This window comes from Streptomyces sp. NPDC050636 (genome assembly GCF_040654775.1).
Lineage (GTDB): Bacteria > Actinomycetota > Actinomycetes > Streptomycetales > Streptomycetaceae > Streptomyces.
The window spans coordinates 1-12730 of record NZ_JBFAIP010000143.1; the positions used below are offsets into that span (position 1 = coordinate 1).

The 12730-nt window shown below is 72.9% G+C and carries 11 protein-coding genes; 10 read left to right on the forward strand and 1 reads right to left on the reverse strand.

What is annotated here, in order from left to right:
• The first annotated feature begins 157 nt into the window (after positions 1-157).
• The gene (locus AB0I10_RS38040) at positions 158-2350 is read left to right on the forward strand and encodes a primosomal protein N' (protein ID WP_363157324.1); all 2193 of its coding nucleotides are present in this window, start codon (positions 158-160) and stop codon (positions 2348-2350) included.
• Positions 2351-2498: 148 nt separating this feature from the next.
• Here the strand turns inward: AB0I10_RS38040 and AB0I10_RS38045 are convergent, their stop codons facing one another.
• Entirely contained in the window at positions 2499-3044 is a 546-nt protein-coding gene (locus AB0I10_RS38045) for a hypothetical protein (RefSeq protein WP_363157325.1), read from the reverse strand.
• 263 nt (positions 3045-3307) lie between these two features.
• Between AB0I10_RS38045 and fmt the strand changes: the two genes are divergently transcribed.
• The 9 genes from fmt to AB0I10_RS38090 all read left to right on the forward strand — a co-directional run.
• The gene (gene fmt, locus AB0I10_RS38050) at positions 3308-4246 is read left to right on the forward strand and encodes a methionyl-tRNA formyltransferase (protein ID WP_363157326.1); all 939 of its coding nucleotides are present in this window, start codon (positions 3308-3310) and stop codon (positions 4244-4246) included.
• 177 nt (positions 4247-4423) lie between these two features.
• A complete protein-coding gene (locus AB0I10_RS38055; protein ID WP_363157327.1) occupies positions 4424-5857 on the forward strand; it encodes a transcription antitermination factor NusB in 1434 nt (477 codons plus the stop codon).
• Positions 5858-5946: 89 nt separating this feature from the next.
• Positions 5947-6627, forward strand: coding sequence for a ribulose-phosphate 3-epimerase (rpe, locus tag AB0I10_RS38060; protein ID WP_363157328.1), 681 nt, complete (start codon positions 5947-5949; stop codon positions 6625-6627).
• A gap of 230 nt (positions 6628-6857) precedes the next feature.
• Complete coding sequence (locus AB0I10_RS38065; protein WP_363157334.1) at positions 6858-7847, forward strand: sugar-binding domain-containing protein; 990 nt, start codon at positions 6858-6860, stop codon at positions 7845-7847.
• A gap of 179 nt (positions 7848-8026) precedes the next feature.
• Positions 8027-8497 carry a ribonuclease domain-containing protein gene (locus AB0I10_RS38070; protein WP_363157329.1) on the forward strand — a complete coding sequence of 157 codons (471 nt, stop codon included), beginning with the start codon at positions 8027-8029 and terminating at the stop codon, positions 8495-8497.
• Positions 8494-8946 (forward strand): barstar family protein, encoded by a 453-nt coding sequence (locus tag AB0I10_RS38075; protein WP_363157330.1) that lies wholly within the window; start codon positions 8494-8496, stop codon positions 8944-8946. Before AB0I10_RS38070 ends, AB0I10_RS38075 begins: the two co-directional genes overlap by 4 nt.
• 120 nt (positions 8947-9066) lie before the next feature.
• The gene (locus AB0I10_RS38080) at positions 9067-10530 is read left to right on the forward strand and encodes a GuaB1 family IMP dehydrogenase-related protein (RefSeq protein ID WP_363157331.1); all 1464 of its coding nucleotides are present in this window, start codon (positions 9067-9069) and stop codon (positions 10528-10530) included.
• A gap of 380 nt (positions 10531-10910) precedes the next feature.
• Positions 10911-12383 (forward strand): amino acid permease, encoded by a 1473-nt coding sequence (locus tag AB0I10_RS38085; RefSeq protein ID WP_363157332.1) that lies wholly within the window; start codon positions 10911-10913, stop codon positions 12381-12383.
• 10 nt (positions 12384-12393) lie between these two features.
• Positions 12394-12730, forward strand: a 337-nt coding sequence (locus AB0I10_RS38090; RefSeq protein WP_363157333.1) for an Lrp/AsnC family transcriptional regulator, incomplete at its 3' end; no start/stop codon positions are given.

Here is a 12730-nt window from a genome sequence, read left to right on the forward strand (position 1 = left end):
GGCGGGAGCAGCGCTACTCCTACCAGGAGGAGCCGGGGGAGGGCCCCGAGCTCTGAGTGTGACCGCTAAAGGGGCGGGTGGGCGGCGGGGAAGGGGCGGGTGGCTGAGCCGGCCGGGCCGCCGGTCGCTGTCAGTGACGTCTGCTAAGACTGATGCTGTGAGCAGTGAGAACGGGCCGGACCCGGGGGAGCGGGGCGAGCAGCTGGCGCTGATCCGGGAGACCGTGCGCAAGGCGAAAGCGCCACGGGCCAAGCCGCGGACGTGGCGGGGGGCGGAGCTGGCGGGGGAGCTGCCGGTGGCGCGGGTGCTGGTCGACAAGGGGCCGGTGCACCTCGACAAGCTCTGGGACTACGCCGTGCCCGCGGAGATGGACGCCGAGGCGCAGCCCGGAGTGCGGGTGCGGGTGCGGTTCGGGGCGGGGACCGGCAAGGTGCGCGACGGCCGGCGCGAGGGCGGGGGGCTGCTCGACGGGTACATCGTGGAGCGCATCGCCGAGTCCGACTACCGCGGGCCGCTGGCGGCGATCGCGCAGGTCGTCTCGCCGGAGCCGGTGCTCAGCCCGCCGCTGCTGGCGCTGTGCCGGGCGGTGGCCGACCGCTACGCCGGTTCGCTCGCCGATGTGCTGCAGCTGGCCGTTCCGCCCCGCAATGCGAAAGCTGAGGCGGAGCGGTTCCCGGCGCCGCCGCCACCGCCTGCGGTGCCCGCTCTGGCGAGCTGGTCCCGTTACCCGGACGGGCCCGCGTTCCTGGACGTGCTGGCGCACGGCGGTTCGCCGCGCGCCGTATGGACCGCGCTCCCGGGGCCGCACTGGCCGTGGGAGCTGGCCGCCGCGGTGGCCGCGGCCCTGGCGTCCGGGCGGGGTGCCCTGGTCGTGATGCCGGACGGACGGTCGGCGGCCCGGGTGGATGCGGCGCTGACCGAGCTGGTGGGCGCGGGGCTGCACACCGTCCTGGTGGCGGATTCGGGCCCCGAGGAGCGGTACCGGCGCTGGCTGGCGATACGCCGGGGCGCGGTGCGGGCCGTCGTGGGCACCCGCGCCGCCATGTACGCACCGGTGGCGGACCTGGGGCTCGTCGCCATCTGGGACGACGGGAACTCCAGCCACAGCGACACCAACGCCCCGCACCCGCACGCCCGTGACGTACTCCTGCTCCGCGCCGTGCACGAGAAGGCGGCATGCCTGATCGGTGACCTGGGGCGCACGGTGGAGGCCACCCAGCTCGTGGAGAACGGGTGGGCACGGCCACTGGAGGCCGCGCGCGAACAGGTGCGCACGGCCGCGCCGTTGATCCGTACGGTCGACGACATGGAGGCGGCGCGCGATGAGGCGGCGCGCGCCGCCCGGCTGCCCTCGCTCGCCTGGCAGACGGCGCGCGCGGGACTGGCACGGGGACCGGTCCTGGTGCAGGTACCGCGCCGGGGGTACGTACCGCGGCTGGCCTGCGAGCGGTGCCGCGAGCCCGCGCGGTGCCGGCACTGCGCCGGGCCCCTGGAGGCGCAGAGCAGCGACAGTGCGCTGTGCTGCGGTTGGTGCGGGCAGGAGGCACCGGACTGGCACTGCGTGGAGTGCGGGAACACTCGGCTGCGGGCGCAGATCGTCGGCGCGAGGCGCACGGCGGAGGAGCTCGGGCGGGCATTCCCGGAAGTGCCCGTGCGCACCTCCGGTCGTGATCACATCCTCGACACCGTGCCCGACCGGCCCGCCCTCGTCGTCTCCACGCCGGGCGCGGAGCCGGTCGCGGAGGGCGGATACGCCGCCGCCCTGCTGCTGGACGGCTGGGCGCTGCTGGGGCGGCCGGATCTGCGGGCGGGGGAGGAGGCGCTGCGCCGCTGGCTGGGCGCCGCCTCGTTGGTCCGCGGGCAGGGGGAGGGCGGCACGGTCGCGGTGATCGCGGAGCCGACGCTGCGGCCCGTACAGGCCCTGGTGCGCTGGGATCCGGCCGGTCACGCGGTCCGGGAGCTGTCCGAGCGCGCCGAGCTGGGCTTCCCCCCGGTGTCCCGGATGGCCTCGGTCGCCGGCCGTGCCGAGGATGTCGCCGAACTGCTGAGGGCGGCCGAACTCCCCGAGGGCGCCGAGGTGTTGGGGCCGGTTCCGATACCCGTGCCGGATGCGGGGCGCCCCCGCAAGCCGGGCGATCCTCCCGCTGGGGGTCCCCCCGGCCGAAGGCTGGGGGACTTCGGCCGGGGGGACCCCCATCCGGGCGGGGAGTGGCAGCGCGCTCTCGTACGGGTCCGGACCGGCCAGGGCGCGGCGCTCGCCGCAGCGCTCAAGGCCGCCCGTGCGGCCCGGCTGGTCAAACGGGAGGGGGAGCCGGTACGGGTGCGGATCGACCCGCCCGACCTTGGGTGAGACCGCCAGGTGCCGGTTCCGGGGCGGGGCCGGATGGCACCGCGGCCGGTCATCCGCCCGCCGGACATGGCGCCGCCCCGGGACCGTTGTCGGCGGGCGGTCCCGGGGCGTTGGCGAGCGTCGGCGAGGTCCCCGCCGGTGTCGGCGTTCAGCCGTTGCGGGGGCCGGGGAAGGCGCCGGGACGGGCCTCGTCCCTGGTGGCCGCTGTCGGCTGGGAGGGCATGGAACGGGCGGCGGGAACCGACGGTGTGGCGGGCAGGCCCGCGGCCACGGTCACCGTGCGGGCCACGCTGGCCTCGGACGAACGGGCCGTCGGCTCACCGCTGTCGGCGGCGGGCTGGCTGGCGGCCCGGCGGGCACCGTAACGGCGGTGCACCGCTTGTTTGGTGACGCCCAGCGCCGAGCCCACCGCATCCCAGGAGAACCCCAGCGAACGGTCGAAGTCGACCGCCGCCGTGACAAGTGTTTCGACGCTGTCCCGCAGCTCCTGCGCGAGGCGCACCGTCGGGGCGGGCGCCCGCCCGTAGACGACGAAGCCCGCAGAGGGCCCGGTCCGCCGCGGCCGGTAGACGTTGCCGAGCTGAGCGGTCAGGGTGCGCAGCGCGTCCACCTGCCGGCGGACCCGCTCGATGTCCCGCACCAGGAGATGCAGGCTGGCGCGCGCCTGGGCGTCGTGGGTTGCGTGGTCGGCCATGAGCAAGCCTCTCGAACCGGCGTGGAAAAGGAAGGTGAAAAGGATCGGGCCGCCAAAGCGGCCCGGTAAAAGGTCAATGCTGCTTGACCAACGCGACAGCAGCGGCTCTGGTCACGGTATGGGGGCGTACGAGCTTCAGTGCGGGGCGCGGACCCGTTCGTACGCCCCCTGGAGCCACGGCCCATGACCTGGGCCGGACTTACTCGTCCAGCCCCCTAGACTGGTGCGTCGTTCCGCTGCGTGTGAGAGGTAGTGCGCCACCCATGAGGCTTGTCTTCGCCGGCACCCCAGAGGTCGCCGTACCCGCCCTCGATGCCCTGATCGCCTCGGACCTGCATGAGGTCGTGGCCGTCGTGACCAGGCCCGACGCCCCCGCCGGCCGCGGTCGGAAGCTGGTCGCCAGCCCCGTCGCGGAGCGCGCGGAGGAGGCCGGCATCGAGGTGCTCAAGCCCGTCAAGCCGCGGGACGAGGACTTCCTGGCCCGCCTGCGGGAGATCGCGCCGGACTGCTGCCCGGTGGTCGCCTACGGGGCGCTGCTGCCGAAGTCCGCGCTCGACATTCCCGCCAAGGGGTGGGTCAACCTGCACTTCTCGTTGCTGCCCGCGTGGCGCGGTGCGGCGCCCGTCCAGCATGCGGTGCTCGCGGGCGACGAGGTGACGGGCGCCTCGACCTTCCAGATCGAGCAGGGGCTGGACTCCGGCCCGGTCTACGGCGTGTTGACCGAGGAGGTCCGGCCGACGGACACCAGCGGCGATCTGCTCACCCGGCTGGCGTTCGCCGGCGCCGGGCTGCTCGTCGCGACGATGGACGGCATTGAGGACGGTTCCCTCAAGGCGGTCCCGCAGCCGGACGGGGGCATCTCCCTCGCGCCGAAGATCGAGGTCGAGGACGCCAAGGTGGACTGGACGGCACCGGCGCTGCGGGTGGACCGGGTGATCCGCGGCTGCGCGCCCGCGCCCGGCGCGTGGTCGGTCTTCCGCGGCGAACGCCTCAAGCTGATGTCGGCCGCCTCCGCCGCGGCCCACACCGACCTGGACCTCGCGCCCGGCGAACTCGCCGTCACGAAAAAGGCGGTGTACGTCGGCACCGGCAGCCACCCCGTCGAACTCGGCTGGGTCCAGCCGCAGGGCAAGAAGCCGATGAAGGGCGCCGACTGGGCGCGCGGCGTACGCATCGAGCACGGCGAACGACTGGGCGACTAGGGCCCGTCCGATGGGTCATGGCCGGGCCCGCGGACCTTCCGACCCTGATCCGCCGGACACGTCCCAGGGCCCGTCCGGCGGCCCGCGCGCACGCCCGCCCGTCCCAGCGCGTGCCGTGCCGCGCCGCCACGTAGGCTGGGACGGACCTCTCGATCTCGTAGCCGGAGCACCTTTTCTGTGAGTCAGCAGCCGCGTCGCCGTCCCCACAAGCCCTACCGCCGCCCGCAGAAGGACCCGGTCAGGATCCTCGCTTTCGAGGCACTGCGGGCCGTGGACGAGCGGGACGCGTACGCGAATCTCGTTCTGCCGCCGTTGCTGCGCAAGGCGCGTGAGGGCGGTGACTTCGACAGCCGGGACGCGGCGCTGGCGACGGAGCTGGTGTACGGGACGCTGCGACGGCAGGGCACCTACGACGCGATCGTCGCGCGGTGTGTGGACCGGCCGCTGCGGGAGGTCGACCCGCCGGTCCTGGACGTGCTGACGCTCGGGGCGCACCAGCTGCTCGGTACCCGGATCCCGACGCATGCCGCGGTCAGTTCGAGCGTGGAGCTGGCGCGGGTCGTGCTGGGCGACGGGCGGGCCAAGTTCGTCAACGCGGTGCTGCGCAAGGTCGCGGCCCATGACATGGACGGCTGGTTGGCGGAGGTCGCCCCGGACTACGACGAGGATCCCGAGGAGCACCTCGGCATTGTGCACGCCCATCCGCGCTGGATCGTCTCGGCGCTGTGGGACGCCCTCGGTGGTGGCCGGGCCGGCATCGAGGACCTGCTGGAGGCCGACAACGAGCGGCCCGAGGTGACGCTGGTGGCGCGGCCGGGCCGGTCCACCGCCGAGGAGCTGCTGGCCGCCGTCGGCGAGGACAGCGCGCTGCCGGGCCGCTGGTCCCCGTACGCGGTGCGGCTCGCGGAGGGCGGCGAGCCGGGCGCGCTGGACGCGGTGCGCGAGGGACGGGCCGGCGTACAGGACGAGGGCAGTCAGCTGGTGGCGCTCGCGCTGGCGAACGCGCCCGTCGAGGGTCCCGACCGCGCCTGGCTGGACGGCTGTGCGGGTCCTGGCGGCAAGGCGGCGCTGCTGGGCGCGCTCGCGGCGCAGCGCGGCGCCGCCCTGCTGGCGTCGGAGAAGCAGCCGCACCGCGCGCGGCTGGTGGCGCGGGCGCTCGACGGCAACCCCGGCCCGTATCAGGTCATCGCCGCCGACGGCACCAGGCCCGCCTGGCGGCCGGGCGCCTTCGACCGTGTGCTGGTCGACGTGCCGTGCACCGGCCTGGGCGCGCTGCGTCGCCGCCCTGAGGCGCGCTGGCGGCGCCGCCCCGAGGACCTGGACGGTTTCGCACCGCTCCAGCGGGAGCTGCTCCGGCAGGCGCTGGCGGCCGTACGGGTCGGCGGTGTCGTCGGCTATGCGACGTGCTCGCCGCACCCGGCCGAGACCCGGGCCGTGGTGGACGACATCCTCAAGGGACGCGGTGGCCCGGCGGTGGACGTGGAGTGGATCGACGCACGGCCGTTGATGCCGGGCGTGCCCGCGCTCGGCGACGGGCCGGATGTCCAGCTGTGGCCGCATCTGCACGGCACGGACGCGATGTATCTGGCGCTGCTGCGGCGTACGGGCTGAGCCCGGGGGCGCCGGTCGGCCGGGCGCCGGCCGACCGCGTTCCCGATCCCGCTTCGGGGCGGCGGGCCGGGCAGGACATACTGGGGGGCATGGCCTTGATCAACCCCAGCATTCTGTCCGCCGACTTCGCCCGCCTCGCCGAGGAGGCGAGGGCCGTCGAGGGCGCCGACTGGCTGCACGTCGACGTCATGGACAACCACTTCGTCCCGAATCTCACCCTCGGCGTGCCGATCGTCGAGTCGCTGAGCAAGGCGACGGACACCCCCCTTGATCTGCATCTGATGATCCAGGACCCGGACCGCTGGGCGCCGCAGTACGTCGAGGCCGGGGCCGGCTCCGTGACCTTTCACGCGGAGGCGGCGGCAGCGCCGGTGCGCCTCGCGCGGGAGATCCGGGCGCTGGGTGCCCGGGCGTCGATGGCGCTCAAGCCGGCCACGCCGATCGAGCCGTTCGAGGATCTGCTGCCCGAGCTCGACATGCTGTTGATCATGACCGTGGAGCCCGGCTTCGGAGGCCAGGCGTTCCTCGACATCATGCTGCCGAAGATCCGCCGGACCCGTGAGCTGATCTCCCGGCACGGTCTGCAGTTGTGGCTCCAGGTGGACGGCGGGGTCTCGGCATCGACCATCGAGCGGTGCGCGGAGGCCGGCGCCGATGTGTTCGTCGCGGGTTCCGCGGTGTACGGCGCGGACGATCCGGCCAAGGCGGTCCGGGACCTGCGCGAAAAGGCCGAAGCGGCGACGGCGAACGGCTGGGGCTGCGCGCACTGAGCTCATCGCTCATCGCCCTTGCATGGGCGCTGACGGCCGTCCGTCGGTGAGTGCACCCGGTCCGTACCGGCGGCCAGCGCCATGGATTGTCCCTGTCGCAACCGAGCGTTCACGACCGTCAGGGTGGTCATGGTCCCCGCCGACCTCGGGTTTCTGCAAGGATGAGCAAAGACTCGATCAGATGCGCCAAAGGGGAGAAATTCGTGGTAGCCAGCCGCCCGCAGTCGGGAATGGGCCCTGCCGAGCTGGTGCAGGCCGCGGCCATGGCCCGCCGTTTCTATCTGGAGGGCAAGTCCAAAATCCAGATCGCGGAGGAATTCGGCGTCAGCCGGTTCAAGGTCGCACGGGTGCTGGAGACGGCCCTGGAACGTGATCTCGTACGGATCGAGATCCGGGTGCCCTCCGAACTGGACGCCGAACGCTCCGACGCCCTGCGAGCCCGGTACGGCCTGCGGCACGCGGTCGTCGTCGAGTCGCCCGCGGACGCTTCCGAGGACGCCGCCGACCCGGAGAACCTCGGCGAGGTCGCGGCCGACCTCCTGGGCGAGCTGGTCGCCGAGGGCGATGTGCTGGGCCTGGCCTGGGGCCGGTCGACGATTCACATGGCGGCGGCGCTGCACCGGCTGCCGCCCTGCACCGTCGTGCAGCTGACCGGCGTGTACGACGCGGGCACCGCCGACCGCGGCTCGGTCGAGGCGGTGCGCCGCGCGGCCGATGTCTCCGGCGGCGAGGCGCACCCGATCTACGCGCCGATGCTGCTGCCCGACCCGGCGACCGCGGCCGCGCTGCGCGGCCAGACCGGTATCGCCCGTGCGTTTGACTACTTCGACAAGGTCACCGTCGCCTGTGTCTCCATCGGCTCCTGGGAGCCGGGCGTCTCGACCGTCTACGACATGCTGACGGAGGAGGAGCGGGAGCACTACGCCTCGCTCGGTGCCGCCGCCGAGATGTCCGCGCACCTCTTCGACGCCGACGGCCGCCGCATCGGCCGGGACCTCGGCGAGCGCTGCATCACCGTCGAGGCGGACCGGCTGCGCCGTATCCCCGAGGTCGTCGCGATCGCCGGCGGCCGCCGCAAGGCCGCGGCGATCGGTGCGGTGCTGCGCTCCGGGCTGGTGACGAGCCTGGTGACGGACACCGCCGCCGCAGACCACCTGCTCCTGGAGACCGGCCCCGGGCCGCGCCCCGCCCTCGACCGGGCGGACCCCGACGGGGCGTGATGCAGACGGGGCGTGACGCACACGGGGCGTGACACACGGCCCAGGTCCTGTCCGCGACGATCCGCCGGACCGGACCAGGGCCGGACCTCGTCCCCGGTAATTCCCGTACGCCATCCCCGTACACCGCGGCGGCGGTCATCAACGCGCAGCGTGGGCCCGGCTGTGACAGCATCGGCGCCATGATGATCCGCTCCAGCCCGCGCTGGGCCACCGCCGTGGTCGGCGTGCTGCTCGCCGGGCTGCTGCTGGTGCTGGCGGGTTGTTCCACGGGCGGTGGCGACAAGGGGAGTTCGGACGGATCGCGGCCGCCCGGCGGGAGCGTCGCCGGTACCCGTTCGCCCGGCGCGTCCGGCGTACCGGACTGGGCGAAGGGGATGCCGGTCGTCGCGGTCGGCGAGCTGCCCTCCCAGGCGCGGGACACCCTGCGGCTCATCGACGCCGGCGGGCCGTTCCCGTACCCGAAGGACGGGTCCGTCTTCGGCAACTACGAACGGCTGCTGCCCCGTCAGCCGCGCGGCCACTACCACGAGTACACGGTCCGTACGCCCGGATCGCGGGACCGCGGAGCCCGGCGCCTCATCACCGGCGAGAGCCATGAGACGTACTACACCGACGACCACTACCGAACTTTCAAGGCGGTACTGCGATGACGGGTTCCGTTCCTGCCGTGCCCCGGCCGCTCGCGGCGGTGCTCGACGGCAGCACACCGCCGGGCGTTCTGTCCTGGCCCGCGGACCGCTCCGTGGCGGACGCGCTGGCCGCCGCGCGGGACGCCGGCTGGAGCGGCGCCGCCCTGGATCTCGAAGGGACCGCGGACAAGGCCGAGTTCATGGAGCGGTGCGCCCGCTCACTGCGGCTGCCGGACTGGTTCGGCCGCAACTGGGACGCGCTCGCCGACTGCCTCACCGATCTGTCCTGGTGCCCCGCCGACGGTGGCCGGCTGCTCGTGGTGACCGGCTGGCAGGGATATGCCTCCGCTGTCCCGGACGACTGGAGCATCGTCGAGGGAGTGCTCGCGGATGCGGTGGGCTACTGGCGCGACAAGGACACCGGGCTGGCCGTGATCATGGCTCGGGGACGGGCGCGGACGGGCGGGTAGCCGCAGGGCCGGGCGAAGCCCGGCAGCCGCTGCCGGGGCCTGCTTGGCGGATCACACACACGGCCCACGGCATGGTCGGACAATCGCATGAGTCCTGGTCAGGGCCCGTATCCTGGAGGTATGCGATTCCTGAATCCGAAGAACGGCGCCCTCGAAGAGAGTTCTTCGGTGCCCTACGACCTGACGTACGACGATGTGTTCATGGTGCCCGGCCGCTCCGCGGTGGGCTCCCGGCAGGGCGTGGATCTGTCCGCGCACGACGGCAGCGGCACCACCATTCCTCTTGTGGTCGCCAACATGACGGCGATCGCCGGGCGCCGGATGGCCGAGACCGTCGCCCGCCGTGGCGGCTTGGTCGTCATTCCGCAGGACATCCCGCTTGACGTCGTCACCGACGTCGTGACCTGGGTCAAGCGCCGTCATCTCGTCCTGGACACGCCGATCGTGCTGTCCCCGATCGCGACCGTCGCGGACGCCCTGTCGCTGCTGCCCAAGCGGGCGCACGGCGCGGGCATCGTCGTCGAGAGCGGCCGCCCGATCGGTGTCGTCACCGAGCACGACCTCGCGGGCGTGGACCGCTTCACCCAGGTGTCCGAGGTCATGTCCAAGGACCTGCTGGTCCTGGACGCGGACATCGACCCCCGGGAGGCCTTCAACCGCCTCGACACCGCCAACCGCAAGCTGGCCCCCGCGGTCGACGCGGACGGGAAGCTGGTCGGCATCCTGACCCGTAAGGGCGCGCTCCGCGCCACTCTCTACACCCCCGCCACCGACGCCCACGGCAAGCTGCGGATCGCCGCCGCCGTCGGTATCAACGGCGATGTGGCCGGCAAGGCCAAGGCGCTGCTGGACGCCGGCGTGGACACGCTCGTCGTGGACACCGCGCACGGCCACCAGGAGTCCATGATCAGCGCGGTCCAGGCCGTCCGGGCGCTGAACCCGCAGGTCCCGATCGTGGCGGGCAACATCGTCGCCGCCGAGGGCGTACGCGACCTCATCGAGGCCGGCGCGGACATCATCAAGGTCGGCGTCGGACCGGGCGCCATGTGCACGACCCGGATGATGACCGGTGTCGGCCGTCCGCAGTTCTCCGCGGTGCTGGAGTGCGCCGCCGAGGCCAAGAAGTTCGGCAAGCACGTATGGGCCGACGGCGGCGTCCGTCACCCCCGCGATGTCGCGATGGCGCTGGCCGCGGGCGCGTCCAACGTCATGATCGGCTCGTGGTTCGCCGGCACCCTGGAGTCGCCCGGCGACCTCCAGCACACCGCGGACGGGCGCCCGTACAAGGAGAGCTTCGGTATGGCCTCCGCGCGTGCGGTGCGCAACCGTACGAGCGAGGAGTCGGCCTACGACCGGGCCCGCAAGGGGCTCTTCGAGGAGGGCATCTCCACCTCCCGGATGTTCGTCGACCCGGCACGCCCCGGCGTCGAGGACCTGATCGACTCGATCATCGCGGGCGTCCGCAGCTCCTGCACCTACGCGGGCGCGGGCTCCGTGGAGGAGTTCGCCGAGAAGGCGGTCGTCGGCGTGCAGAGCGCCGCCGGTTACGCCGAGGGCAAGCCGCTGCACGACAGCTGGAACTGACGCGCCACAGGCCGCGCACCGGCCCCGCACCGATTCGGTGCGGGGCCGGTCGCGTATGCGGGCACCCGCAGCGCTCACCCGCTGTGTCCACCCGCTGTGTCCACCCCTTGGACATTCCGCCGACGACCGTGCGATCGGTGCCCTGGCGCGCAATGAAACACCGCCCGCCGCGACGGTGCGCAACGATCGGCCGTGGTTGCGCAAGGAACCCGCATTACGGCAGGTCAGGGCCGGGCCGTAAGGTCATGCGCTAGTACGTGGAGTGGCGGTGACCGCCTGCTCGGCGGTCGCCTGCTGCGGGTTGTGTGATGTGTGCTGCCCGCATGCCGATCGCCGCGGTCGCCCGTCATCCGACCGGCAGCGATAAAGGAGCCACCCCAGTGTTGGAGCACGGCGCACCCCCGCCCGTAGGGGACCGGGATACCCGGCCGCCCACTCCCGGAGGCCTCGGCCCCCGGCTGATGCGCCGCAAGCCGGTCGAGCGGCTGGTCGCCGAGGGCGGCAAGGGCGAGGGCGGCATGCTCCGCCGCTCGATGGGTGTGTGGCAGCTGACCATGATCAGCATCGGTGCCACCCTCGGCACCGGCATCTTCGTGGTGCTCGGCGAGGCCGTCCCGGACGCCGGGCCCGCTGTCATCCTCGCCTTCGTCATCGCCGGCATCACCGCCCTGTTCTCGGCGCTGTCCTACGCGGAGCTGGCCGGCACCATCCCGGTCTCCGGATCGTCCTACTCGTACGCCTACGCCACCCTCGGCGAGCTGGTCGCCTGGGTCTGCGGCTGGTGTCTGATCCTGGAGTACGGCGTCTCGGTCGCGGCCGTCGCCGTCGGCTGGGGCCAGTATCTGAACGAATTCCTCGGCGGCACCTTCGGGTTCACCATCCCCGACGCGCTGTCCCAGCCGCCCGGTGACGGCGGCGTCTTCAACCTCCCGGCCCTGCTGGTCGTGATGCTGGCGATGGTGTTCCTGCTGGGCGGTGCCAAGGAGAGCGCCCGCGCCAACACCATCATGGTGGCCGTCAAGATCGTCGCGCTGCTGCTGTTCTGCGGTGTGGCCGTGCAGGGCGTGCGGTCCGGGAACTACGCCAACTTCATGCCGCTGGGCATGGCGGGCGTCAGCGCCGCCGGCGCGACCCTGTTCTTCTCCTACATCGGCTTCGACGCCGCCTCCACGGCCGGTGAAGAGGCCAAGAACCCGCAGCGCGACCTGCCGCGCGCGATCATGCTCTCGCTGGTCATCGTCACCGCGCTGTACTGCCTGGTCGCGGCCATCGCCGTGGGCGCGATGCCGTGGCAGAAGTTCGAGGGCTCGGAGGCCGCGCTGGCCGGGATCATGAAGGACGTCACGGGCCAGGGCTTCTGGGCCGTACTCCTCGCCTTCGGCGCGGTCATCGCCATCGCCAGCGTCGTACTGACCGTGCTCTACGGCCAGACCCGCATCCTCTTCGCGATGTCCCGGGACGGCCTGGTGCCGAAGGTGTTCTCCAAGGTGCACCCCAAGAGCGGAGCGCCGCGCGCCAACACCGTGATCGTCTCGGTGTTCTGCGGGGTGCTCGCCGCGGCGGTGCCGCTGGGCCAGCTGGCCGACGCCACCAGCATCGGCACCCTCTTCGCCTTCGCGCTGGTCAATGTCGCGGTGATCGTGCTGCGTCGCACCCGGCCGGAGATGCCGCGCTCCTTCCGTACGCCGCTCTCCCCGCTGTTCCCGGCGATCGGCTTTCTGCTCTGCGTCTACATGATGGGCAGCCTCGACGTCGTGACCTGGGTGGTCTTCGGTGTCTGGATGGCCATCGGCCTTGTGGTCTACTTCGGATACGGCATGCGCCGGTCCCGATTGGCCACAGCAGAGAAGTGATTCACCCGCAGTGCGACTGAACGATCTCGACGAACGCATCGTCCACGCCCTCGCCGAGGACGCCCGGCGCAGCTATGCCGACATCGGCCAGGAGGTCGGTCTGTCCGCACCGGCCGTCAAACGCCGGGTGGACCGGCTGCGGGCCGACGGCGCCATCACCGGGTTCACCGTACGGGTCGATCCGGCGGCGCTCGGCTGGGAGACCGAGGGGTTCATCGAGCTCTACTGCAGCCGCAACACTGCGCCCGAGGCGATCCACCGCGGTCTGTCGCGCTACCCGGAAGTGGGGGGGGGGCGGCCCCCCGCCGCCGCGACGGGGGGGCGGGGATTTTGGAGGTGTGCCGAGG